General features: G+C 63.2%; 25 protein-coding genes and 1 tRNA gene. 10 read left to right on the top strand and 16 right to left on the bottom strand.

Annotated elements, in window-relative coordinates:
* The first annotated feature begins 19 nt into the window (after positions 1-19).
* Positions 20-1,036: a TauD/TfdA family dioxygenase gene (locus BSY239_RS21605; protein WP_083240115.1), complete on the top strand. Its 1,017-nt coding sequence runs from the start codon at positions 20-22 to the stop codon at positions 1,034-1,036.
* 203 nt (positions 1,037-1,239) lie between these two features.
* Here BSY239_RS21605 and BSY239_RS21600 read toward each other — a convergent pair whose 3' ends face one another.
* The gene (locus tag BSY239_RS21600) at positions 1,240-4,731 is read right to left on the bottom strand and encodes a DEAD/DEAH box helicase (RefSeq protein WP_069048623.1); all 3,492 of its coding nucleotides are present in this window, start codon (positions 4,729-4,731) and stop codon (positions 1,240-1,242) included.
* A gap of 668 nt (positions 4,732-5,399) precedes the next feature.
* A tRNA-Arg gene (locus BSY239_RS21595) sits at positions 5,400-5,475 on the bottom strand.
* Positions 5,476-5,900: 425 nt separating this feature from the next.
* Between BSY239_RS21595 and BSY239_RS21590 the strand changes: the two genes are divergently transcribed.
* On the top strand, positions 5,901-6,749 hold the full coding sequence (locus BSY239_RS21590) for a c-type cytochrome (protein ID WP_069048622.1): 849 nt from the start codon (positions 5,901-5,903) through the stop codon (positions 6,747-6,749).
* 56 nt (positions 6,750-6,805) lie between these two features.
* Here the strand turns inward: BSY239_RS21590 and BSY239_RS21585 are convergent, their stop codons facing one another.
* Complete coding sequence (locus BSY239_RS21585; protein ID WP_257784882.1) at positions 6,806-7,033, bottom strand: helix-turn-helix domain-containing protein; 228 nt, start codon at positions 7,031-7,033, stop codon at positions 6,806-6,808.
* Positions 7,034-7,080: 47 nt separating this feature from the next.
* Here BSY239_RS21585 and BSY239_RS21580 point away from each other — a divergent pair, with 47 nt between their 5' ends.
* The gene (locus tag BSY239_RS21580) at positions 7,081-7,374 is read left to right on the top strand and encodes a hypothetical protein (RefSeq protein ID WP_069048620.1); all 294 of its coding nucleotides are present in this window, start codon (positions 7,081-7,083) and stop codon (positions 7,372-7,374) included.
* A 7-nt stretch (positions 7,375-7,381) separates the two neighbouring features.
* Here BSY239_RS21580 and BSY239_RS21575 read toward each other — a convergent pair whose 3' ends face one another.
* Genes BSY239_RS21575 through BSY239_RS21565 form a run of 3 tightly spaced genes read right to left on the bottom strand, consistent with a single transcriptional unit; the run spans position 7,382 to position 9,337 of the window.
* Complete coding sequence (locus BSY239_RS21575; protein ID WP_069048619.1) at positions 7,382-7,894, bottom strand: DUF2946 family protein; 513 nt, start codon at positions 7,892-7,894, stop codon at positions 7,382-7,384.
* A gap of 10 nt (positions 7,895-7,904) precedes the next feature.
* A complete protein-coding gene (locus BSY239_RS21570; protein WP_069048618.1) occupies positions 7,905-8,903 on the bottom strand; it encodes a YheT family hydrolase in 999 nt (332 codons plus the stop codon).
* Complete coding sequence (locus BSY239_RS21565; protein ID WP_069048617.1) at positions 8,900-9,337, bottom strand: YybH family protein; 438 nt, start codon at positions 9,335-9,337, stop codon at positions 8,900-8,902. The genes BSY239_RS21570 and BSY239_RS21565 overlap by 4 nt, the downstream gene beginning before the upstream one ends.
* 170 nt (positions 9,338-9,507) lie before the next feature.
* Here BSY239_RS21565 and BSY239_RS21560 point away from each other — a divergent pair, with 170 nt between their 5' ends.
* Genes BSY239_RS21560 through BSY239_RS21550 form a run of 3 tightly spaced genes read left to right on the top strand, consistent with a single transcriptional unit; the run spans position 9,508 to position 11,542 of the window.
* Positions 9,508-10,095: a LemA family protein gene (locus BSY239_RS21560; RefSeq protein ID WP_069048616.1), complete on the top strand. Its 588-nt coding sequence runs from the start codon at positions 9,508-9,510 to the stop codon at positions 10,093-10,095.
* The gene (locus BSY239_RS21555; protein WP_069048615.1) at positions 10,092-11,012 is read left to right on the top strand and encodes a TPM domain-containing protein; all 921 of its coding nucleotides are present in this window, start codon (positions 10,092-10,094) and stop codon (positions 11,010-11,012) included. The genes BSY239_RS21560 and BSY239_RS21555 overlap by 4 nt, the downstream gene beginning before the upstream one ends.
* A 2-nt stretch (positions 11,013-11,014) precedes the next feature.
* Complete coding sequence (locus BSY239_RS21550; protein ID WP_069048614.1) at positions 11,015-11,542, top strand: TPM domain-containing protein; 528 nt, start codon at positions 11,015-11,017, stop codon at positions 11,540-11,542.
* Between the two features lie 13 nt (positions 11,543-11,555).
* Here BSY239_RS21550 and BSY239_RS21545 read toward each other — a convergent pair whose 3' ends face one another.
* Positions 11,556-12,143 carry a cyclic nucleotide-binding domain-containing protein gene (locus BSY239_RS21545; RefSeq protein WP_236944120.1) on the bottom strand — a complete coding sequence of 196 codons (588 nt, stop codon included), beginning with the start codon at positions 12,141-12,143 and terminating at the stop codon, positions 11,556-11,558.
* A 146-nt stretch (positions 12,144-12,289) separates the two neighbouring features.
* Here BSY239_RS21545 and BSY239_RS23105 point away from each other — a divergent pair, with 146 nt between their 5' ends.
* Positions 12,290-12,454, top strand: a complete 165-nt coding sequence (locus BSY239_RS23105) for a helix-turn-helix domain-containing protein (RefSeq protein WP_083240235.1) — start codon at positions 12,290-12,292, stop codon at positions 12,452-12,454.
* Positions 12,455-12,494: 40 nt separating this feature from the next.
* Here the strand turns inward: BSY239_RS23105 and BSY239_RS21540 are convergent, their stop codons facing one another.
* From BSY239_RS21540 to BSY239_RS21500, 9 genes are all read right to left on the bottom strand, one after another.
* Entirely contained in the window at positions 12,495-12,911 is a 417-nt protein-coding gene (locus tag BSY239_RS21540) for a F0F1 ATP synthase subunit epsilon (protein WP_069048612.1), read from the bottom strand.
* A 75-nt stretch (positions 12,912-12,986) separates the two neighbouring features.
* Complete coding sequence (atpD, locus tag BSY239_RS21535) at positions 12,987-14,393, bottom strand: F0F1 ATP synthase subunit beta (RefSeq protein ID WP_069048611.1); 1,407 nt, start codon at positions 14,391-14,393, stop codon at positions 12,987-12,989.
* A 44-nt stretch (positions 14,394-14,437) separates the two neighbouring features.
* A complete protein-coding gene (gene atpG, locus BSY239_RS21530) occupies positions 14,438-15,304 on the bottom strand; it encodes a F0F1 ATP synthase subunit gamma (RefSeq protein ID WP_069048610.1) in 867 nt (288 codons plus the stop codon).
* 31 nt (positions 15,305-15,335) lie between these two features.
* Positions 15,336-16,892, bottom strand: a complete 1,557-nt coding sequence (gene atpA / locus BSY239_RS21525) for a F0F1 ATP synthase subunit alpha (RefSeq protein WP_056266677.1) — start codon at positions 16,890-16,892, stop codon at positions 15,336-15,338.
* A gap of 54 nt (positions 16,893-16,946) precedes the next feature.
* Positions 16,947-17,480, bottom strand: coding sequence for a F0F1 ATP synthase subunit delta (locus BSY239_RS21520; RefSeq protein WP_069048609.1), 534 nt, complete (start codon positions 17,478-17,480; stop codon positions 16,947-16,949).
* A 28-nt stretch (positions 17,481-17,508) separates the two neighbouring features.
* A complete protein-coding gene (locus BSY239_RS21515; protein WP_069048608.1) occupies positions 17,509-17,979 on the bottom strand; it encodes a F0F1 ATP synthase subunit B in 471 nt (156 codons plus the stop codon).
* A gap of 124 nt (positions 17,980-18,103) precedes the next feature.
* On the bottom strand, positions 18,104-18,352 hold the full coding sequence (gene atpE, locus BSY239_RS21510) for a F0F1 ATP synthase subunit C (protein WP_069048607.1): 249 nt from the start codon (positions 18,350-18,352) through the stop codon (positions 18,104-18,106).
* 80 nt (positions 18,353-18,432) lie between these two features.
* A complete protein-coding gene (gene atpB, locus BSY239_RS21505; RefSeq protein ID WP_069048606.1) occupies positions 18,433-19,302 on the bottom strand; it encodes a F0F1 ATP synthase subunit A in 870 nt (289 codons plus the stop codon).
* A gap of 27 nt (positions 19,303-19,329) precedes the next feature.
* Positions 19,330-19,845, bottom strand: coding sequence for an ATP synthase subunit I (locus BSY239_RS21500; RefSeq protein WP_236944119.1), 516 nt, complete (start codon positions 19,843-19,845; stop codon positions 19,330-19,332).
* A gap of 132 nt (positions 19,846-19,977) precedes the next feature.
* Between BSY239_RS21500 and BSY239_RS21495 the strand changes: the two genes are divergently transcribed.
* Genes BSY239_RS21495 through lipB form a run of 3 tightly spaced genes read left to right on the top strand, consistent with a single transcriptional unit; the run spans position 19,978 to position 21,865 of the window.
* Positions 19,978-20,877: an aminotransferase class IV gene (locus BSY239_RS21495; RefSeq protein WP_069048604.1), complete on the top strand. Its 900-nt coding sequence runs from the start codon at positions 19,978-19,980 to the stop codon at positions 20,875-20,877.
* 14 nt (positions 20,878-20,891) lie between these two features.
* Entirely contained in the window at positions 20,892-21,176 is a 285-nt protein-coding gene (locus tag BSY239_RS21490; RefSeq protein ID WP_069048603.1) for an HP0495 family protein, read from the top strand.
* Entirely contained in the window at positions 21,173-21,865 is a 693-nt protein-coding gene (gene lipB, locus BSY239_RS21485; RefSeq protein ID WP_069048602.1) for a lipoyl(octanoyl) transferase LipB, read from the top strand. The genes BSY239_RS21490 and lipB overlap by 4 nt, the downstream gene beginning before the upstream one ends.
* Positions 21,866-21,867 lie beyond the last annotated feature (2 nt).

Raw genomic sequence — 21,867 nt, 5'->3', positions numbered from 1 at the left:
AATATATCAACGCCTGGGCATGGAGTTACTGATGGTTTCCGGCGCGATCAGGGAGGTCGTATCTGAGTGGGCGGCTGCACGCGGGTTAGATGCCGCCTGTGCGGAATTGGCAAACCCCGCCGAGCTGGCGCCACAGCTAGCGTCGGCCGTGCGGGGCCGCGTGGAACCGGCGGACCTGGGAGACCCGTGGGCCCACCTGCACCAAGCCGGCTTCCTCAGGCTGATGGGCGTATTCGACCCGGCAGAACTGGATGCGACGCCGGAGGCCTTTTTCCCGATCCCGTCCTGCCCGGGCACGATCACGGGGCGAGCCGCCATGCTTGCGATCATCGGACTCTTGGAGCTCGAGGCCGTTTCCTATGGCAGCGAGAACAGCGGCGAATTGTTTGTCAACTTGGTAACATTGCCTGGAGAAGGCGTGTTCGCGGATAAGTCCCGCAAGAGCATGCACGGGCACACCGACGCCGTGAGCTTTCCCGTGCGTGGCTACAGATCGGCCTCGTTTCCCAACATCGCCCCCTCCCCGGACGCAGTGTGTCTGGCGGCCCTGCGCAATCCCGATGGGGTGCCGACCATCGTCATGCCGGTTCCGGCCCTGGTCGCCGCGCTGACCCCTGACCACGTGGCGGAGCTGAAGACGCGCCAGTTCAGTGTTCGTTCGCAAAAAACTTTCATCACCGGCACGAAACGCGTGCTCGGCGAAGAATTGGTCGAGGTGGACGTCGAAGTCCTGCTCGAAACCGGTGAAGGTACTTGGATCCGCTATAGCCACAGCAGCGTCGACACCCTCGGCGAGGACAGCGAAGCTGCAGTCGAAGCGCTCAATGCGGCTTGTGCGGGTGCCGCGACGCACGTCGTGCTGCAGCCTGGGGACCTTCTCATCCTGAGCAATCGCACGGCACTTCACGGAAGGGCAGAGGTTGGCGGAGATCCCGGCGGCACCTCGCGCTGGCTGATGCGCGGGTATGGCTTGAAAACCCAGGAATTGACCGAAGCCCAGCGCTATGCGGGTAGCCCCCACATCCTGTATCCGTGACCGACCGAGCAAACTTCAGGAGTTAACCCAGCCGCCGGCGGCTTGTCCTATGGCGCCCGGATCCCTGGCTGGCTTTGGCCTCCGCCCGTTTCAGACTGGTAGCCGTCGTTCGTCGCTGGCGACAGGAAGGGCTGCTTCGATTGTTGGCAGTCGTAGCCCTTGGCGGCTCCGACCGGTAGGTACACGCTGATGGCTGCCAGACATTAGTTGGAACAGAAGACTCGCATGGCAACGTTCGCTCTCGCTGCCGACGTCTGAAGCGCCCCCAGGAAGTACATCATTTGCAGAGATAGAGGCGTCGGGCCACTTGGACGAGTGAGCTGCCTTACGAGCTCTGCCTTGCTGAGAGTGCGGCCAGCGAAAATCCAGATCTCCTTGGCGTATTGAGCGGATTGGATTCCGCGCTTGATCTCGTTCCATGTGGTCGCGAGGTCAGGTGTCGCGGATTTCAGCAAGCGATGAGGAACTTGCATGTGATCGTCTGTCGACCATGGCGATTGCCACCAGGCAGTTCGGTCCAAAAGTCGTGCGCCTCGGGCCATGAATGCAAGGGATGCCATGGCTTGTCGTCCAACGATCTGCATCGCGCTCACGCTCATCTGGCTGCTGTTAACTTTGGCGTGAACGAACACCACGCGCCTTGGAGATTCACCCATGCACATGAAATCCGCCTGCTCCTGCCCGCCGTCGTCACACACCAGCGTATCAAACGTCTGGATTTCCTGAAAGAGCTCCGGATCCAAGATACGCAGCGGCCGTTTTTTGGCCGTCGAAGGCGCACCATGTTTTGAGAGACCGAACTCCGCGAACATGCCGCCGAATACCGAATTCGCCACCCATTGCGCCGCCGTGCCGCCCCCCTTTTCAGATGTGACTTGCTCAAGCCATGGTGAAGGCCTCAGCCTCTCCAGAGGTGACCCTTCCTCACGGCCTTTGGCAATGGCGGCGATGTCCAATCCCGTACGGTAGAACAGCCGTTTGGCATACGTGAGATCCGACCCGCTCGGTATGACCCGAAATGCCTGCTCCCTGTTAAGAGCGCGTACCAATGACGCGGGCTCTGTCGATGGCGCGTTCGGGTCTCTGACGAACGCGTCGAGTTCTGGCGATTCGATGTCGTACCGCCCTTTGGGCCGGACATTGCCAGTGACCGTGTACATGATCCTCCCGCTCAAGGTCTCGCCGGCGACGTCCAAGGTGAACTTTCCTGAGCTGTCAACGTCCACACAGGTTTCCGCTTGTCGAAGTGACTCGCATTTAGCAGCATTCCAGCCTGCCGTTTCGACGGCGTTGTCCAACAGATCGTAGAAGTCGAAAAGGACGTTCATCGGCTCTGCATCCTGGACCGCAGGTGCAGCCACGGAACGCGCGAACCGGTCAAACACGCCGCTGACAGGATCGTTCGAGTCAAGGATCTCGGCCAAGAATTGGAGCCACAAAAAGTACTCGTTCACCGAACGCCGCTGGGTGCGGGCGCTGTAGTCGGAAACACTGGCTCGGTCGATTGACAGGTAGCGGGTCACAGGCGTGTTTTGCAGCCGCATGGATGCTCGCACTGAATGCAGCGCCTGGCTGTTCTGCGAGAGATCAAAGAAGCCGGTGGCAAAATCGTGCATCCGGGCCGTGATGGAGCGAACCGCAGTCTCCGAGAGGTCCAAGCCAATGGCGGACGCCTGTGACACCCTGGATGCGACGTCAGTCTGGTTCGCCGGGATCAGGCGCTGCAGATGCTCCACCGACTCTGGCTCAAACCCGAGAGCATCCAGCTCGATCACAATCCCTTCGGTATCCAAGATGAACACCCGCTGGCCGATCTGGGCGATGACCATCACGCCCAAGCCCCAGATGGGTAGCGAGTGTTTGATCAGGAGCTCCGAGTTCTTACAAGTCAGGTAGTGGATCAACCGGACTGAATTGGCCTCTGCAGCGCCGGGCTGGAGGATCGTCACGTGATACCGGTCCTCGAGTTGCATGGCGTCGGCACAGAACTTCGCCAATTCGTCGAGAGTGGCGCGGCCGGAGTACCGATAGATCGACGTTCTCAGCGGGACTGCGAAATCGGCGAATTTTGGAACTTCGTAGGGGTCGTCCAGCGGGACGCGCTCTCGGAAGTCGCCTGCCAGATACTGATAGGGCGCCACGTTCTCCAAAAGAAGCGCGGGTAGGTTCGACTCTTGCTCGAGAGCTCGTCTTGGATTGTTGGCAAAGTGCTTTTCATAGCGGGTGTATCGATCAAAGCGGGCCTGAGCGTCGGCTTGGATGTCTGCGCTGGCGAAGACCGTTGCAACCTCCTTGCTGGGTGCGTGGCGGTCAAGCACCCGGATGATGCGGCCGAATTGCTGGATGGTCGCCCGTGAAGCGGTGAACGCCTCATAGATCGCGACGGCGGCGAAGGTGCTGTTGTCCACGCCCTCCAGGAGCTTCCATTGGTGGAGCCAATATTCAACGGGCGCGGTCTCGGCCGCGTCCAAGGCCGGTTTCACCGTTTGGAACTCCAGCTTCTTTACGTCGTCGTGCAGCACCTTGTCATGGATCAGCACCGCCTTGCGACCTAAGGTGCTGAGCGCGTCGCGCATTCGTTGCAGAGACTCATGGTTGGCACAGCGGACGATCACTCGCCTGATGCCGAGCCCGGTAGGCCAGTGCTGCTTGTCAAGGACCTTGTCTTTGAATCCGATGAGTGCAGCGGCAAAATCGGAGGGACTGCAGCCGGCCCTGGGAAGATGCTTGGCATCGGCGAATCCGACGCGCCGGATCAGGTGATGGCTCGTAGCCTCTTCGTAACCAAGATTGAACGCGTAGTTGCCGCGCACCTGAAAGTATTTGAAGTCATTGCGGTACGGCGTTGCGCTGAACAGCACCGTGGGGCGTGCCAGGGCACGAATGCACTGTGACCAGACGAATGCGGGCTCATAGTGCCCCTCATCAACGATGACAAGGTCGAAGTCGGCAAGCACGGCTCGGACCAGGTCAGCATCAGTCTGTTTCCATTCAGCCGATCTGGGTGCGTCAGCCGGGCTTTCCTCGCGCTCGTTCGGGTAGGCACCAGTCAGCCGATGCGCTGGGCGTGGAGGACGAAGGATCTGGGCCAGTGCACTGAACGTGCCCACTACGATCAGCCGCTGACCCTTAGGATAGGCGCACAAGGCCGATGTCATCGAGGGCAACAGCCTCATGACGCCATCGGCTGCCATCTGCGAGTCCTTTGGCTCGGCGCCACCAGGGTTGATCTTGCTCAGCCCCGAATTGCCGTACACCAGGCCAAAGTGCTTCCAGAATCTCCAATGGACGTCCTTCAGCATCTGGTCAACGAGTGCTCTCCGTGGGGTGATGATCAACGTCCTGCGGACCTTTGGAAGCGCGCACGCCAAGGTGGCGATCACTCCGGACTTGCCCGTTCCAGTGGGCATCTTGATGAGCGCAGACTCCGTGGGGCCCGTTCCCTCGACGGCGCCAAGATAGGCGACTGCCGTTCCCACAGCACGACGCTGGGGCGCCCAGAGGCCATCCATCGGCCGGTATGAGCTTGACTCGGCAGCCGCTGTCCAAAACTTTTGGCTCATCAGAGCCGTCATGGCTTGCTCGAAGTATTGCTCTTCGACGGTTCCTTTAGTGGCCGGTAAACAGCAGGTGCCGCCGAGGTGGGACATGTCGGTGCTCGAAGGATCGGCGATGTCCAGGTCTGATCGTTTCATTCTTTTCTAACTCCCGTATCAACAGCGGCATCTGGCGGGTGCGACGCCGCCTTAGCATTGTCGGCCCGCGCGGAGCCGCCGCCATCCAAGGTTCTACTAACGCACGGCCCCTTTGGACAGCCGTTTTCTGAAACCCGAAGCTGGTCTGGCTACCCGAGGGTTTTGTTGGTGTGCATTGTCGGCTTTCGCGAATGCCCGGTATCCGGTTTGCAATGGCGCGGCGCGGCGCGAGTTTCTCAGATGGGGCGATTGCGCGAATGCGCCTATCGCAGCAGCGCTCCTCCGCCCTGCGGTTCGACGGACCGAGCGCCGAGCAGATCAATGTCCGGTTTTCGGCCGCGAGCGTGAATTCGGCCGCTCTGGCCGGATGACGGCAATCGCTGCAAATCAGCCCCACAGATTTAGCAAGTCAACGACAGCGAGGGTACTAGTACCTCACTCGCCCATGGAACGGCACAAGGGCAAGGGTCGCTTTCAACTAACCGAGTAGCACCGAGGGGGTGGGCGCGGCACAAGCAAGGCACACATCGGGCACAGGCTTTTCTCAGCAGACGAGTCCCGACTATTGGTCCATCAGTGCGGTGTGCCTCAATCCGTGGGATTGAGTTACAGCGAAAGATGATGTGTTTCGCACGATGTGTGCAGGCACTTGCTCGGTATACGAGGCTTGGTGCGGCTGGCGGGGATCGAACCCACGACCCTCGGCTTCGGAGGCCGATACTCTATCCACTGAGCTACAGCCGCATGCTGTTTGGAGACCAAGAGTCTACCTGTTGCGTTTTTCGCCGATGACGACAGCCTTCGGAGGCCGATACTCTATCCACTGAGCTACAGCCGCATGCTGTTTGGAGACCAAGAGTCTACCTGTTGCGTTTTTCGCCGATGACGACAGCCTTCGGAGGCCGATACTCTATCCACTGAGCTACAGCCGCATGCTGTTTGGAGACCAAGAGTCTACCTGTCGCGTTTTTGCTCCGATGGCGACAGCCTTCGGAGGCCGCCACTCTATCCACCGAGCTGCGGCCGCAACCGCTTTCATTCTATCAGCGAGGGGCTTTCGACAGCCCCGGTCAGAGGGCCTTGGCTATAATCGAAGGCTGTTCCAGAACCCTTCTTTACGGGCTGAGCTGTCATTGCATTGACCTGCTCCGCCATCCCTTGAGGACACCATGAGCGACCACGAGCACGAACACCACACCGGCCCGATCAAGACACCTTCGCAGTTGCTGTGGACGTCGTTCTTTGCATTTGTCGCTCCCATCTTCATCATCATCGGGCTGGTTTACACCGTGACCTCGGGCGACAAGCCCGCCATGGGCGCGGCCGATCCCGAGCTCGCGGTCGCACAACGCATCCAGCGCGTGGGCACCGTGGAACTGCGCGACGCCAACCGGCCGCTTGCATCGGGTGAGGCCGTTTACGCCGCCCAGTGCGTCGCCTGCCATGCTGCAGGTGTGGCCGGTGCGCCGAAGTTCGGTGACGCGGCGGCCTGGGCGCCCCGCATCGCCACTGGTTACGAGGCGCTGCTGACCTCCGTGCTCAAAGGCAAGGGCGCCATGGGCGCTCAAGGTGGTGGCGCATACCGCGACGAAGAGCTGGGTCGTGCTGTGGTGCATCTGGCCAACGCCGCCGGGGGCAAGTTCGCCGTGCCTGAGGCGGCTGCTCCAGCAGCCGCTGCGGCATCGGCCCCGGCCGCAGAAGCACCTGCCGCCGTCGTGGCCGCTGCGCCGGTGGCAGCAGCGGCACCTGCTGCACCAGCTCCCGCCGCCATGGTGGCCGCTGGTGCCGGTGAAGCGCTCTACAAACAAGCTTGTGCCGTCTGCCATGTGGCCGGCGTCGCAGGTGCACCCAAGTTTGCAGACAAGGCTGCCTGGGCTCCCCGCGTGGCGTTGGGCCTTGACGGTCTGACGGCCAGCGTGATCAAGGGCAAGGGCGCCATGCCGCCCAAGGGCGGCTCGGCTGCGTCCGACGCCGACATCAAGATGGCGGTCCAGTACATGCTCGACGCGGTGAAGTAAATCTGTCGCGGCCCTGTCTGGGGCGAATGAAAAGGCCGGTCAATGACCGGCTTTTTTCATGCGCGCGCGCCGGGCAGCACGCCGTGTCGCCATTCACGAGGCGACACGCCGTACTCTTCACGGAAGCTGCGACTGAAATGGGCCGCGGTGTTGAAGCCCCAGGAAAAAGCGATGTCGGAGATGCCCTGCTCACGCCATCGCGGGTCGGCCAGATCTCGTCGGCAGGCGTCAAGCCGCTGCTTCCAGATCCAGCGCGACAAGGGAACCGGCTCGGTGCGGAACAGCCGGGACAGATGTACGCCTGGACGCGTCGGAACTCACGCAGTCGGACATGGCATCGGTTCAATTGACCATCCAGGACCAGGACGCGCCCGACCCCAAGGACGAGAACACCTTCTTTCTCGCCGACGACGACTCCTACGAGTTCCTCGATGTCCATGGCAACCACTCTCCGGCGCAGCGCGGCGTGGGCTTTTTCTCACACGCCAGCTATTTCATGATCCAGGCCGTGCCGGCGGTAGTCGGGCACACACGTAATGTGGCCGAGCTCTATCTGGCGGAGTTCGTGACCCGCTTGCTCAAGGATCCGACGAAGGCCATTCCGGAGCAGAAGGCCCACCTGTGAGGCCCCTCTACCGAGGCTGCCGGACAAACCCCCACCGCTGCGGCAGCGAGGCGTGATCAACCGGGGCCGGGGTCCAGCGCCCGGCCTCGATCCACTCGGCTGCCAGCGCCACATCGGCGCTGTGCACCAGCCCCACGCCCATGTCGGTGACCAGGTACAGCCTGCCGGATTCGTCCAGCAGGCTGTCCTGCGTCTGCACCTCGGTGCCGGTGTGCGCGAGCACGCGGCCGTCGGGCTGCAGGCGCCAGACCCAGGGCGTGTCTTCCAGGTCCACGAACACACGCTGCGGTCCGTTCTGAAAGAACCACCGACCTTGTTCGTCGGCCGCGTAGTTGCGCTGGATGAAGTCGATGAGCTTCTCGTGCTGGAGCAGCGAACCCTTGCTCGCCGGAAAGGCGCCAGCGGCCTGCACGCGGTCGTCGCGCATGTACCAGTTGCCGCGCGCGTCCAGCCCCAGCCAACCGTAGCAGTCGGGCACGTTGGGCCACTTGGCCATGGCGGCTTTGACGATGTCGTCCATGGGTTGCCGATCAGAGGTGAGAGAGCAACCAGTGTCCCACGGCATCGGGCATGGCGCGCACATTACCGGGCAGACCCAGCACACCGTGCGCCACCGGAAACCCGACATGGCCGCCCTGCCCGGGTTGCCACAGCGTCACGTGCCGGCCCACCTGCTGCGGCGTGGGCAAGGAAGCCGCGGGCACGAACGGATCGTTGCGCGCGTTGAGCGCCAGCGCGGGCACGCGGATCTGGTGCAGCACCGGTTTGGCCGAGGCGCGCGACCAGTAGTCGGGCGTGTCGCGAAAGCCGTGCAGCGGCGCGGTGAACAGGTTGTCGAATTCAAACAAATCGCGCGCGGCCAGCAAGGCTGTGCGGTCGAACAGGCCGGGGTGTTGCTCCAGTTTCTTCAAGGCCTTGGGCACCATGCTGGCCATGAACATGCGGGTGTAGACCAGCCGGTTGAAGCCGCGGCCGATCGCATGGCCGCCCGCGGCCAGGTCCAGCGGCGAACAGATGGACGCCACGGCCCGCACCCGCTGGCCGGCGGACGCGCCCATCTCGGCCGCCCAGCGCATGAGCGCATTGCCGCCCAGCGACACACCCGCGGCGATCAGTGGCCGCCCGGGGTGTTCGGTGGCAAAGCGTTTGAGGATCCAGTCGATCTCTTCAAAGTCGCCCGAGTGGTAGGCCCGTGGCGCATGGTTGAGTTCGCCCGAGCAGCCGCGGAAATGCGGCACGGCGAACGCCAGGCCGTGGGTGGCCGCAAAGTCGGCGAAGGCCACCGCGTACTGGCTGGCCGAAGAGCCCTCGAGTCCATGGAACAGCACGAGCAAGGGCGCGCCACTGCGTGAGGTGTGCCGCGCCTGGTCAACGTCGATGAAGTCGCCATCGGGTGTGCTCCAGCGGCTGCGCGTCCACGTGGGGGCCGGTCCGAAGTGTCGCCGGCTGGCCAGCGCGGCCCACAAGGTCTGCGCATTGCCACCGGGCAGCCACCAAGGCGCGGCATAGGGAAACTGGTCGGTGTTCAATGCAGGACTGGTTTCGCAGTGAGCACTTCGGGCGGCTCGGTGCGCAGGCCCGGGCTGGCATGGTGCGCGACCATGCGCCAGCCTTGAGCGGTCTTGGCGTACACGTTGGTGGCGACCACCCAGGCGTGCTGCGGGCCGTCGTCGGTCATCACGGCCACGCGTTCGACCAGGCTATGCACACTGCACGCGCCCGCGTCCAGGCGCCGCACTTTTTCGGGAAAAGCCTGCACACTGCCGTTGGCGAACATGGCCTCGAACGCAGAGCGCACCGCCGCATGTCCCACCAGCCGCGGACCACCGGGGTGGACGCAGACAATGTCGTCCTCGTCGGCCCAGCAGGCCATGAGGCGCTCGATGTCGGCGTGTTGCAAAGCGTCGTAGAAGGCGGCTTCCGTGTCGTCGGCCGAGCCGGGCGGGAGTTTGGGTTTTCGCATGGCTGTATTTTGACGGCAGCGCCCTGTCTGTGTGGCCGGGCGCACCGCCCGGTGCCACAACCCGGGGGTATAGTCCCGCAGATTCAAGGCTCAGACAGAGCCTCGGCATGAACGGCCCGCCGGCCATTGGAGGTTTTATGCGCACACCCCTTCGTTCCCCGCTTGCCCGGATGGCTACTTGGTTCGCCGCCCTGCTGCTCTCCGTCAGCCTCACCGGCTGCGGGTACAACGACTTCCAGCGGCTGGACGAACAGACGCAGTCGGCCTGGTCGGAAGTGCTCAACCAGTACCAACGCCGCGCCGACCTAATCCCCAACATCGTGGCCACCGTCAAAGGCGAGGCCAACTTCGAGCAGGAGACACTCACCCGTGTGATCGAAGCGCGCTCCAAGGCCACCAGCATCCAGGTGACGCCGGAGACGCTGAACGACCCGGCCGCGATGCAGCAGTTTCAAGCCGCGCAGGGTGAACTCGGCAGCGCACTCAGCCGCCTGATGGTGGTGGTGGAGCAGTACCCCAACCTCAAGGCCAACCAGGGCTTCAGCGATTTGCGCGTGCAGCTCGAAGGCACCGAGAACCGCATCACCGTGGCACGCAACCGCTACATCCAGACCGTGCAGGAGTACAACGTGCTCTCGCGCAGCTTCCCGACCAACCTCACCGCCATGGTGTTCGGCTACAAGCCCAAGGCCAACTTCCAGGTGGCCAACGAAGCGGCGATCTCGGCACCACCCACGGTGGACTTCAAGAAGCCATGACGCGTTTCTGCGCCCGGTGCCTGCTGGCGCTGGGACTGTGGGGGATGCTGGCCTTCGCGTCGGCCCAGGGCCTGGTGCCGGTGCCTGCGCTCAGCGCACGCGTGATCGACCAGACCGCCACGCTGGACGCGGCGAGCCTCACCGCCCTGGAGGCCAAGCTCGCGGCCTTTGAACAATCCAACGGCTCGCAGGTGGTTGTGCTGATGGTGCCGACCACAGCGCCCGAAGACATCGCCGACTTCACCCAGCGCGTGGGCGACGCGTGGAAGATCGGCCGGGCCGACGTGGGCGACGGCGTGTTGTTCGTCATCGCCAAGAACGACCGGCGCCTGCGCATCGCCACCGCCAAGGCGCTCGAAGGTGCGATCCCCGACTTGTTGGCGCGCCGCATCCTGGATGGCGCCGTGACACCCGCGTTTCGGCAAGGCGACTACGCCGGCGGCATCAACGCCGGCGTCGACCAGATCCTGGCGCGCATCCGAGGTGAAGAGCTGCCGCTGCCCGACGCCCCGGCGGCGCAGCGCGCGGCCGGATCCAGCGACTTCGAGTGGATGGACGCGCTGATCTTCCTGGTATTCGCGGTGCCCATGTTGTCCGGTCTGCTGCGCGGCATGTTCGGCAACAAGCTCGGCACCGTGCTCACTGGCGTGGGCGCGGGCGGTCTGGCCTGGGTGCTCACCACCGTGGTGTGGGTGGCCATCGGCGCCGGCCTGCTCGGCATGCTGGCGGCGCTGTTCATGCAGTTCCTGCCAGCCGCCTCCCTGGGCAGTGGCTCGGGCCGGGGTGGCCGCGGCGGGGGGTGGGGTAGCGGGGGTGGATTCGGCGGCGGAGGCTTCGGTGGTGGCCGCGGTGGTGGCGGGTTCAGCTCTGGCGGCGGTGGCAACTTTGGAGGCGGGGGCGCCTCGGGGGGCTGGTGACCATGAACAAGCTGCTGCGTTTCTTCAAACACCGCTGGATGGACCGCTCGGACACCGTGCGGGCTGTGCCTGACGACATGGCCGAGCGCATCGCGCGCCGCGTCGCGGCCAGCGAAGGCCGGCACACTGGCGAAGTGCGCCTGTGCGTGGAGGCCTCCCTGCCGCTGAGCTACCTCTGGCGCGTGGGCCGCGACGCGCCGCTGGCGCAAGTGGTGCGCGAACGCGCCATCACCTGGTTCGGCCGTCTGCGCATCTGGGACACCGAGCACAACAATGGTGTGCTGATCTATGTGCTGCTGGCTGAACACGCCATCGAGTTCGTGGCCGATCGCGCGCTTTCGCGCCGAGTGAGCCAGGCGCAGTGGCAGGCCATCGTGGACCGACTCGGTGCGCGCCTGCGGTCGGGTGAATTCGAAGACGGGCTCACGCAGGCGCTGGAGGAAGTGTCGGCGTTGCTGGTGCTGAACTTTCCGGCCGAGCCCGACGCCGTGCGCCCCAACGAACTCCCCGACGCGGTGGTGCGCCGGTAGACCCGTCTGCCGATCAGCCCCGGCGCTTGTCCAGCGGGCTGCGGCTGTTCATCACCACCTGCAGTTCCTGCTGCAAGGCCTTGTTCATCTGGGCAAAGGTCTTGAGCTTGCGGGTGGTTTCGCGCAGGCGGTCGGCCATGCGTTTGGAAATGGCCAACAGCAGGCGCGAGCCTAGTCGCGGATCTTCCTTCAGGATGCGCATGAGCGCGGTGCGCGAGAGCACGGCGGCCGCGATGTTGGTGTTGGCCGTACAGGTGGCCGAGCGCGGCGCGCCGTCGAGCACGCCCATTTCGCCGATCAGGTGACCCGGCCCCATGATGTTGACCACCATGCTCTCGTGCAGACCGGGCAGTTCGTTCTCCACCGCAATGTCGCCTTCGAGCACCAGCAACATGTAGTCGGTCTGCCGGACCTCACCCTCCTGGATGATCACCGTGCCCGCCTTGATCAGCTTGGGCCGCATGTAGCCCACCACCTTGAGCGCGTCGCCCAGTGTGAGGTCGGCCAGTGCCGAGGGCGTCACCAGCAAACGCGCAGCCACCTCCTCGGGTGCGAGTTCTGGACTCTCCATGAGCGATGACGTCGTGTGGCTGTGGTTCACGCTCCAATGGTATGCGCTGCGCGGCGCGGCGCGGCGCGTACCCCGGCAAAAGGCCCGGGGGAACGCGCAACTTTCGGCGCTTTTCAGGCTTTCGTCACTTTTCAGAAGCTTTGGCGACAGCGGCTTGCCGATCCACCTAGCGCGCACTGGGAACAGGCGACATTGCCTCGCAATGGGGGTTCTCGACCCAGGCCCACTTCGCGCGCTGTTTTCGCGCCGCCTATGGGCAGACACCGTCGGACCACCGCGCCGCCTCGCTGCCCACAGCAGCGGCGAAAAAAAAGAAGCCCCGCCGGTTGGGGCGGGGCTGATCGGGAGCCGTGTGCCGGGCGTCAACGAGACGCCGGGTGATCACTTCTTCTGGCGGAACTTGCGCAGCGCGGCAATCTGGGCCGCCATGACCGCCAACTCCGACGTGGCCTTGGCCAAGTCGATGTCGCTCTTGGCGTTTTTCAAGGCCTCTTCGGCCTGCTTGCGGGCATCCAGCGCCTTGGCTTCGTCGAGGTCCTTGCCGCGGATGGCGGTGTCGGACAACACGGTGATGTGGTGCGGCTGCACTTCGAGAATGCCACCGGCCACAAACACGAACTCTTCGCCGCCATCGGCTTTTTCGATGCGCACGGCACCGGGCTTGATGCGAGTGATCAGCGGAATGTGACCAGGCAGGATGCCCAGCTCGCCCGCTTCACCCGGCAGGGCCACGAACTTGGCATCGCCAGAAAAGATGGAAGCTTCGGCGCTCACCACATCGACGCGGATGGTGCTCATAGGTTTTCCTTTGGAAGATGGTTGGAAAGCAGAAAGACGGATCGCCGGTGCGTGCCAGCGATCGCCTCAACCGCTTCAGGCCATCTTTTTCGCCTTTTCGAAGGCTTCGTCGATCGTGCCGACCATGTAGAACGCCTGCTCGGGCAGGTGATCACACTCGCCAGCGGTGATCATCTTGAAACCACGGATGGTTTCGGCCAGGGTCACGTACTTGCCGGGCGAGCCGGTGAACACTTCAGCGACGTGGAACGGCTGCGACAGGAAACGCTGGATCTTGCGCGCGCGGGCCACGGCCAGCTTGTCTTCCGGTGCCAGTTCGTCCATGCCCAGAATGGCGATGATGTCGCGCAGTTCCTTGTAGCGCTGCAGGGTGTTCTGCACGGCGCGAGCGGTTTCGTAGTGTTCCTGGCCCACGACCAGCGGGTCGAGCTGGCGGCTCGTGGAGTCCAGCGGATCGACCGCGGGGTAGATGCCCAGCGAAGCGATGTCACGGCTCAGCACCACGGTGGAGTCCAGGTGGGCGAAGGTGGTGGCGGGCGACGGGTCGGTCAAGTCATCGGCAGGCACGTACACGGCCTGGATGGAGGTGATCGAACCGACCTTGGTGGACGTGATCCGCTCTTGCAGTCGGCCCATCTCTTCGGCCAGCGTGGGCTGGTAGCCCACGGCGGAAGGCATGCGGCCCAGCAGGGCGGACACTTCGGTACCGGCCAGCGTGTAGCGGTAGATGTTGTCCACGAAGAACAGCACGTCACGGCCTTCGTCGCGGAACGACTCGGCGATGGTCAGGCCGGTCAGGGCCACGCGCAGACGGTTGCCCGGGGGCTCGTTCATCTGGCCGTAGACCATGGCCACTTTGGACTCGCCCAGGTTCTCCAGATTCACGACGCCGGAGTCGGCCATCTCGTGATAGAAGTCGTTGCCTTCACGGGTGCGCTCACCCACACCGGCGAACACCGACAGACCACTGTGGGCCTTGGCGATGTTGTTGATGAGTTCCATCATGTTCACGGTCTTGCCCACGCCAGCGCCACCGAACAGACCCACTTTGCCGCCCTTGGCGAACGGGCAGATCAGGTCGATCACCTTGATGCCGGTTTCCAGCAACTCTTGTGAAGGCGACAGCTCATCATAGGCCGGGGCTTTGCGGTGAATGGAGGCAGTCAAGGTCTGGTCGACCGGGCCGCGCTCGTCGATGGGCGCGCCGAGCACGTCCATGATGCGACCCAGCGTGGCCTTGCCCACGGGCACCATGATGGGTTCGGCGGTGTTGCTCACCACCATGCCGCGGCGCAGGCCGTCGGAGGAACCCAGCGCAATGGTGCGGACCACGCCGTCACCCAGTTGCTGCTGAACTTCCAGCGTCAGCGCGGAGCCTTCCATTTTCAGGGCGTCGTAAACGCGCGGCATCTGGTTGCGCGGAAATTCGACGTCGACCACGGCGCCAATGCACTGAACAATCTTGCCTTGTACTTGAGACATGATGGATACCTTTTAAATTCTCTGGATTCTGTTGAACGGCTGCTTCAGACCGCTGCGGCGCCGGCGACGATTTCCGAAAGCTCTTTCGTGATCGCTGCCTGACGGGTCTTGTTGTAGACCAGCTTGAGTTCGCTGATGACGCTGCCGGCGTTGTCGGTGGCGGCCTTCATGGCCACCATTCGCGCTGACTGCTCGGACGCCATGTTTTCGGCCACGGCCTGATAGACCTGTGCTTCCACGTAGCGCAGCAGGAGCTCGTCGATGACGGCCGGTGCATCGGGTTCGTAGATGTAGTCCCAATCGCGTCCGGTGGTGTCGCCCTGCAGATCACCTGCGTTGAGCGGCAACAGCTTTTCGACCACCGACTCCTGCTTCATCGTGTTGATGAACTTGGTGTAGCAGACGTAGACCGCGTTGACGCGGCCTTCGGTGTACGCATCCAGCAGGGTCTTCACCGGGCCGATCAGTTTGTCCAGATGCGGCGTGTCGCCCAGGCCGGTCACGCTGGACACGACCTTGGCACCGATGCGGTTCATGAACGCCAGACCCTTGTTGCCGATGGCCACCACCTCAGCGGTCTGGCCCTGCGCCTGCAGGTCCTTGAGCTGGGTGGTCACTGCGCGCAGCACGTTGGTGTTCAAACCACCGCACAGACCCTTGTCGGTCGTCACCACCACAAAACCTGCGACCTTGGCGTCGTTGGTCTGCATGAAGGGGTGCGTGTACTCGGGGTTGGCGCGGCTCAGGTTGCCGGTGATCTGGCGCACCTTCTCGGCGTAAGGCCGGGCCGAACGCATGCGTTCCTGCGCCTTGCGCATCTTGGAGGCGGCGACCATTTCCATGGCTTTGGTGATCTTCTTGGTGTTTTCCACCGATTTGATCTTGCCGCGTATTTCCTTGCCTGCTGCCATTGTGTTTCCTCTAAGAAGTCAATGGGCCGGATCAGTAGGTGCCGGTTTTCTTGAAGTCGGCGATGGCGGCTGCCAGTTGTGCTTCAGCGTCCTTGTCCATGGCCTTGTCGTTTTCGAGCTTGGCCAGCAGCGCTGCGTGCTTGTCCTTGAGGAAAGCGTGCATGCCGTTCTCGAACGAGAGCACTTTCTTGACTTCGATGTCGTCCAGGTAACCCTTGTTCACGGCGAACAGCGTGGACGCCATCAGGCCGATCGACTGCGGGCTGTACTGCGCCTGCTTGAGCAGTTCGGTCACGCGGGCACCGCGGTCGAGCTGCTTGCGGGTGGCTTCGTCCAGGTCGGAAGCGAACTGCGCGAACGCAGCCAGTTCGCGGTACTGGGCCAAGTCGGTACGGATACCGCCGGACAGGCTCTTGATCAGCTTGGTCTGGGCAGCACCACCGACGCGCGACACCGAGATACCGGCGTTGATGGCGGGGCGGATACCGGCGTTGAACAGGCTGGTTTCCAGGAAGATCTGGCCGTCGGTGATCGAGATCACGTTGGTGGGCACGAATGCGGACACGTCACCAGCCTGCGTTTCGATGATGGGCAGTGCCGTCAGCGAACCGGTCTTGCCTTTGACTTCACCTTTGGTGAAGGCTTCGACGTAGTCGGCGTTCACGCGAGCGGCGCGCTCGAGCAGACGGCTGTGGAGATAGAACACGTCGCCGGGGTAGGCTTCACGGCCGGGTGGGCGGCGCAGCAGCAGCGAAACCTGGCGGTAGGCCACGGCCTGCTTGGACAGGTCGTCGTACACGATCAAGGCGTCCTGGCCACGGTCGCGGAAGTACTCGCCCATGGTGCAGCCGGAGTAGGCCGACAGGTACTGCATGGCAGCGGATTCGGAGGCCGAAGCGGCCACGACGATGGTGTATTCCATCGCGCCAGCCTGCTCCAGAGCGCGCACCACGTTCTTGATCGACGAGGCCTTCTGGCCAATGGCGACGTAAACGCAGGTCATGTTTTGACCCTTCTGGTTGATGATCGCGTCGATCGCCACGGCGGTCTTGCCGGTCTGGCGGTCGCCGATGATCAGCTCGCGCTGGCCACGGCCCACGGGCACCATCGAGTCGATCGACTTCAGGCCGGTCTGCACTGGCTGGTCCACCGATTTGCGGGCGATCACGCCAGGTGCGACCTTCTCGATCACGTCGGTCATCTTGGCGTTGATCGGGCCTTTGCCATCGATGGGTGCACCCAGGGCGTTGACCACGCGGCCAATCAGCTCGGGACCCACCGGCACTTCCAGAATGCGACCCGTGCACTTGACGGTTTCGCCTTCGGAGATGTGCTCGTACTCACCCAGAATCACGGCGCCCACGGAGTCGCGCTCCAGGTTCAGCGCCAGACCGAAGGAAGGCACGCCGTCCTTGTTGGCCGGGAATTCCAGCATCTCGCCCTGCATCACGTCGGACAGGCCGTGGACGCGGACGATACCGTCGGTCACCGACACCACGGTGCCCTGGTTGCGCACATCGGTCGATGTGCCCAGTCCCTCGATGCGGGACTTGATCAGTTCGGAGATTTCAGCGGGATTGAGTTGCATGACTCTTTCCTTCTTTCGTTAAATGGTGAGCAGGCGGGCGCGGAGTGACAGCGGTCAAGCCGCGGTCAAGGCGGATTTCATGTGTTCCAGGCGGGCTTTGATCGAGGTGTCGAGCACTTCGTCGCCCACCACCACGCGAATGCCACCGATCAAGTCGGGTTGCAGTTCGACCTGGAGGTTGAGCTTGCGGGCAAAGCGCTTTTCGAGCACGCCGGAAAGATCGGCCAACGCAGCGCCGTCGATCGCAAAGGCGCTGTAGACCACGGCATCGAACGCACCTTGTTGCGCGTTCTTCAAAGCACGGAACTGGTCCGCGATTTCAGGCAGCGCGGCCAGACGGCCATTGTCGATCACGGTGCGCAGGAAGTTCTGCGCCATCGCGGGCAGGCTCGTCTTGATCACGCCACTGACCAGGCTGAACACCTGTTCGGGTGTGGTCCTGGGGTTGTCGGCGTACAGACGAAGCTGTTCATCGGCAGCCACCGACGCCAGCTCGTCGAGCCAGGCGGCGGTGCCAGCGGCGCCAGTGCCCGAGGCCTGGAACAGCGCTTCCGCGTAAGGGCGGGCAATGGTGGCGATTTCGGCCATGGTTGTCCTTTGGTGCCGTGTCGGTGGATCAGAGCTCGGTCTTCAGGCGGCCCAGCAACTCGGCGTGAACGCCGGCGTTGACTTCGCGCTTGAGGATCTGCTCGGCGCCCTTGACAGCCAGCGCAGCCACTTGCTCGCGCAGGGCTTCACGGGCCTTGACGACCTGTTGTTCGGCTTCCAGATGCGCGGCGGCCACGATCTTGTTGGCTTCATCGGTCGCACGCGCCTTGGCCTCTTCGATCACGGTCTGCGCGCGGCGCTCGGCGTCGGCCAGGCGGGTGGCGGCTTCGTTGCGCGATTTGCCCAACTCTTCTTCCACACGCTTGTTGGCCACGGCCAGTTCGGACTTGGCTTTTTCGGAAGCCGCCAGACCTTCGGAAATCTTCAACGCACGCTCATCGAGCGCCTTGGCAATCGGGGGCCACACGAATTTCATCGTGAACCACACCAGGATCGCAAAGACGATGGCCTGCGCAAAGAGGGTTGCATTGATATTCATCGCAACGCCTTTCTGTGTGTTGACATAAGTGGTGATGCACTTGCTGCTGCGTCGGTGCGCTGCCAGCGAATGGCCTTGGAGGCCCCGCTGTTCAGAACGCTGCCCGACGAGGCAGCAAATCCCATTAAGCCAGCGTGAAGGGGTTGGCGAACGCGAACAGGAGGGCGATGGCCACGCCGATCAGGAAGGCCGCGTCGATCAGACCGGCCAAGATGAACATCTTGGTTTGCAGGTCGTTCATCAGCTCGGGCTGACGGGCCGACGCTTCCAGAAATTTGCCGCCCATCAGCGCGATGCCGATGGATGCGCCGATGGCGCCCAGACCGACGATGAGACCGCAAGCCAGTGCGACAAGACCCAGAACGTTTTCCATGATGACTCCTATGAGATGAACGAAAGTTGAAAAAAGGAAAGAAAGAAACGAGAACTCAGAGCGAGGACAGGCCGCGCAACTCAGTGAGCGTCATGCGCCTGCCCGAGGTAAATCAGGGCCAGCATCATGAAAATGAACGCCTGCAAGGTGATGACCAGAATGTGGAACAAGGTCCAAACCGTGCCTGCGATCACATGTCCGACGAAGAAGAGTCCACCACCGAGCGAGAGGGAGGCAAAGCCGCCCAGCAACGCAATCAGCATGAAGACCAGCTCACCCGCGAACATGTTTCCGAACAACCGCATGCCGTGGGAGACCGTCTTGGCCACGAACTCGATCATCTGCATCAGGAAGTTGATCACGCCCAGCAGCAGCGCCCAGATGGGGTTCTTGCTGGTGCCGAAAGGTGCGGTGACGAGCTCGTGCGTCCAGCCGCCGATGCCCTTGATCTTGATGTTGTAGAACAAGCACATCAACAGCACGGACACGGACAGGCCAAGCGTGGTGGAGAGGTCGGCGGTGGGCACGACACGCAGGTAGTCGGGGTAACCCATGGCCGGGCCGGCCACGTGCCAGATGGAAGGCAGCAGGTCAACCGGCAGCATGTCCATGAAGTTCATCATGAAGATCCAGACAAACACGGTCAGCGCCAGCGGGGCGACCAGCTTGCGGCTGTGGGCGTTGTGGATGACGGCCTTGGCCTGGCTGTCGACCATCTCGACCAGCATTTCCACAGCGGCCTGGAAACGGCCGGGCACACCGGCGGTGGACTTGCGGGCGGCGAGCCACAGCACGAAACAGACCAGGGCACCCAACAGGGAGCTCACGATCACCGAATCGATGTTGATGACGGAAAAGTCGACGATCGACTCTTGCTTCTTGTTCGTCAAATGAACCAGGTGGTGGCGGATGTATTCGCCGGGGGTCAGAGCGCTGCCTTCAGTTGCCATGTTCGTTTGCACCGATTTGTCGGAAATTCAACCGTTTAGATTTGCGCGCCGGGTCTGGATCCAGAATCCAAACCAGTACACCTTGAGAACCAACACCAGACCGGCCAACAGGCCCAGCCAATTCAGCTCGGGGACGATCCAGGGCGCCGACCACAACATGGCCACCACCAGCATAATCTTGACCCCCTCCCACAACAAAAACCCGGCGAAGGCGGCTTGCGCATAACCCGCCAGCAGGCGACTCAATGCACTCGACGTCAAACCGTAAGCCATCAAGGCCGACGGCAACACCACCGCTGCAGCGCCGTAGAGGACCGACCAAGCCACCGAAACCGATTGCGTGAACAACCAGGCCAACGCGCCAGAGGACAAGCCCACCAACAACTGCACACCTACCAGACGCCACAACGAGAAGCGCGGCTGGCTGGCCCGCCACTGCAACGCTTCTTCACGCGTCAGCGGCTTGAATTCGATCTCTTGCTCACCATCTAAACCTTCTGCCTGGGTCTGCGATTCCGGATCGACGCGTTGCATTGTCGACATGGATGGTTACAGACAGGTTACGGTTGGGCGACGTTCGCAAAGCCGCTGATTATACGTAGAAACCCCATGGGGTCGTCAAGGCTGAGCGCGGTTTGTGCGTCTGCTGCGAATGCCGCCACCGATAATCGATTCATGACCGCTGCGAACTGGGGCAACCCTCCCGATCTGCCCGACACCCTCTGTTACCTCAACGGTGCGTTCACCGAGCTGCGCAACGCACAGGTGAGCGTGCTGGATCGGGGGTTCATTTTTGGCGATGGCGTGTACGAGGTACTGCCGTGTTACGGTGGTTTGGCGTTCCGGTTCGATCAGCACATGGCTCGCCTGGACCGGTCGCTGGTCGAGCTGCGCATCAAAAACCCCCTGTCGCGCGCCGAGTGGGCGGCGATCGCCCGACGCCTGGCACTCTCACTGCAGGACAGCCGTGGCGCCGCCAACCAGCTGATCTACATCCAGGTCACCCGCGGCGTGGCGCTGAGGGACCACGCGATGCCGGCGGACATCATGCCCACGGTGTTCGTGATGGTGAGCGAGATGAAGCTGGCGACTCCGGCCCAACGCGAACAGGGCGTGGCCTGTGTCACCGCCGCCGATTTCCGCTGGGAGAAGGCACACATCAAAAGCACCAGCCTGCTGGGCGCGGTGTTGGCTCGCCAGATCAGCGTGGACGCCGGCGCGGTGGAAACCGTGATGTTTCGAGGCGACCACCTGAGCGAGGCGGCCTCCAGCAATGTGTGGGTGGTCAAGGACGGCACCGTCATGGGCCCACCCAAAGACAACCTGGTGCTCGAGGGCATCCGCTTCGGCCTGATCGAAGAACTCTGCCGGGCGCAGGGTCTGGGCTTCGAGTTGCGCCCCATCACCCGGGCCGAGGTGTTGGCCGCCGACGAACTGCTGCTGTCGTCCGCCACCAAGGAGGTGCTGCCCATCACCCGACTCGATGGCCAGTCCGTCGGCCAGGGCAGCCCCGGCCCCGTCTACCAACGTCTCTACGCTGGGTACCAGCAAGCCGTGGCCGCCCTGTCGGCCTGAACCGGAGAAGCTCCATGGATCAACCCCGCGAAATTCCCCCCGAACAATCCCTCATCGAGTACCCGACACAATTTCCCATCAAGGTGATGGGCGCGAACGTGGAGGGCTTCATCGACGCCATGGTGCACGTGGCCCGGGCCTTCGATGCCACCTTCGATGCCGGCACGGTTGAGCAGCGCCCGAGCAAGGCGGGCAACTACATGGGCCTGACGCTCAGCGTGCACGTAACCAGCCGCGAGCAACTCGACGAGCTCTACCGCACCCTGACCACGCACCCCATGGTCAAGATCGTTCTGTGATCATTCGGTCTTTGGGCCTGGTGCCTTACGACACCACTTACCAGGCCATGCAGGCCTTCACGGTGGAGCGCGCGCCCGACACGCCCGACGAGCTCTGGATCTGCGCGCACCCACCCGTCTTTACCCAAGGCCTCGCCGGTCGCGAAGACCACCTGCTGGCCCCCGGCAGCATCCCCGTGGTGCAGACCAACCGGGGCGGCCAGGTGACCTACCACGGTCCCGGCCAGGTGGTGGCGTACCCACTGGTGGACCTTCAGCGTGCGGGCTACTACGTCAAGGAGTTCGTCCACCGGGTCGAAGAAGCCGTGATCCGCACGCTGGCCACCTTTCAGGTCACGGGCCACCGGGTGGCCGGTGCGCCCGGCATCTACGTGCGGCTGGACGATCCTTTCAGCCACGCCGCGCTGCCCCAGCGCCCGCAGAAGCGACACCCCGGTGCGCCGGCACCCATCCCCGACTTCACCGGCCTGGGCAAGATTGCCGCACTCGGCATCAAGGTCAGCCGCCATTGCGCCTACCACGGCGTCGCGCTCAACGTGGCGATGGACCTGCAACCCTTCCAGCGCATCAACCCGTGCGGCTACACCGGCCTGCAAACGGTGGACCTTTCTACAATCGGGGTGACGGTTTCCTGGGACGAGGCCGCGCATGTGTTGAGCCAGAAGCTCGGCGCCTCCCTGTCACCCTGACC

It is taken from the genome of Hydrogenophaga sp. RAC07 (genome assembly GCF_001713375.1).
Classification (GTDB): domain Bacteria; phylum Pseudomonadota; class Gammaproteobacteria; order Burkholderiales; family Burkholderiaceae_C; genus Hydrogenophaga.
This window is presented reverse-complemented; position numbering and strand designations above follow the sequence as displayed.

Excerpts from the sequence above, each read along its gene's own strand:
- BSY239_RS21600 (WP_069048623.1), bottom strand. The coding sequence starts at position 4,731 with ATGAAACGATCAGACCTGGACATCGCCGATCCTTCGAGCACCGACATG.
- BSY239_RS21490 (WP_069048603.1), top strand. The coding sequence starts at position 20,892 with ATGGATCAACCCCGCGAAATTCCCCCCGAACAATCCCTCATCGAGTAC.
- BSY239_RS21515 (WP_069048608.1), bottom strand. The coding sequence starts at position 17,979 with ATGAATATCAATGCAACCCTCTTTGCGCAGGCCATCGTCTTTGCGATC.
- BSY239_RS21495 (WP_069048604.1), top strand. The coding sequence starts at position 19,978 with ATGACCGCTGCGAACTGGGGCAACCCTCCCGATCTGCCCGACACCCTC.
- BSY239_RS21550 (WP_069048614.1), top strand. The coding sequence starts at position 11,015 with ATGAACAAGCTGCTGCGTTTCTTCAAACACCGCTGGATGGACCGCTCG.
- BSY239_RS21540 (WP_069048612.1), bottom strand. The coding sequence starts at position 12,911 with ATGAGCACCATCCGCGTCGATGTGGTGAGCGCCGAAGCTTCCATCTTT.
- atpG (WP_069048610.1), bottom strand. The coding sequence starts at position 15,304 with ATGGCAGCAGGCAAGGAAATACGCGGCAAGATCAAATCGGTGGAAAAC.
- BSY239_RS21500 (WP_236944119.1), bottom strand. The coding sequence starts at position 19,845 with ATGTCGACAATGCAACGCGTCGATCCGGAATCGCAGACCCAGGCAGAA.
- BSY239_RS21575 (WP_069048619.1), bottom strand. The coding sequence starts at position 7,894 with ATGGACGACATCGTCAAAGCCGCCATGGCCAAGTGGCCCAACGTGCCC.
- BSY239_RS21555 (WP_069048615.1), top strand. The coding sequence starts at position 10,092 with ATGACGCGTTTCTGCGCCCGGTGCCTGCTGGCGCTGGGACTGTGGGGG.
- BSY239_RS21560 (WP_069048616.1), top strand. The coding sequence starts at position 9,508 with ATGGCTACTTGGTTCGCCGCCCTGCTGCTCTCCGTCAGCCTCACCGGC.
- atpE (WP_069048607.1), bottom strand. The coding sequence starts at position 18,352 with ATGGAAAACGTTCTGGGTCTTGTCGCACTGGCTTGCGGTCTCATCGTC.
- BSY239_RS21565 (WP_069048617.1), bottom strand. The coding sequence starts at position 9,337 with ATGCGAAAACCCAAACTCCCGCCCGGCTCGGCCGACGACACGGAAGCC.
- BSY239_RS21605 (WP_083240115.1), top strand. The coding sequence starts at position 20 with ATGGAGTTACTGATGGTTTCCGGCGCGATCAGGGAGGTCGTATCTGAG.
- BSY239_RS21580 (WP_069048620.1), top strand. The coding sequence starts at position 7,081 with ATGGCATCGGTTCAATTGACCATCCAGGACCAGGACGCGCCCGACCCC.
- atpA (WP_056266677.1), bottom strand. The coding sequence starts at position 16,892 with ATGCAACTCAATCCCGCTGAAATCTCCGAACTGATCAAGTCCCGCATC.
- atpD (WP_069048611.1), bottom strand. The coding sequence starts at position 14,393 with ATGTCTCAAGTACAAGGCAAGATTGTTCAGTGCATTGGCGCCGTGGTC.
- BSY239_RS21520 (WP_069048609.1), bottom strand. The coding sequence starts at position 17,480 with ATGGCCGAAATCGCCACCATTGCCCGCCCTTACGCGGAAGCGCTGTTC.
- BSY239_RS21590 (WP_069048622.1), top strand. The coding sequence starts at position 5,901 with ATGAGCGACCACGAGCACGAACACCACACCGGCCCGATCAAGACACCT.
- atpB (WP_069048606.1), bottom strand. The coding sequence starts at position 19,302 with ATGGCAACTGAAGGCAGCGCTCTGACCCCCGGCGAATACATCCGCCAC.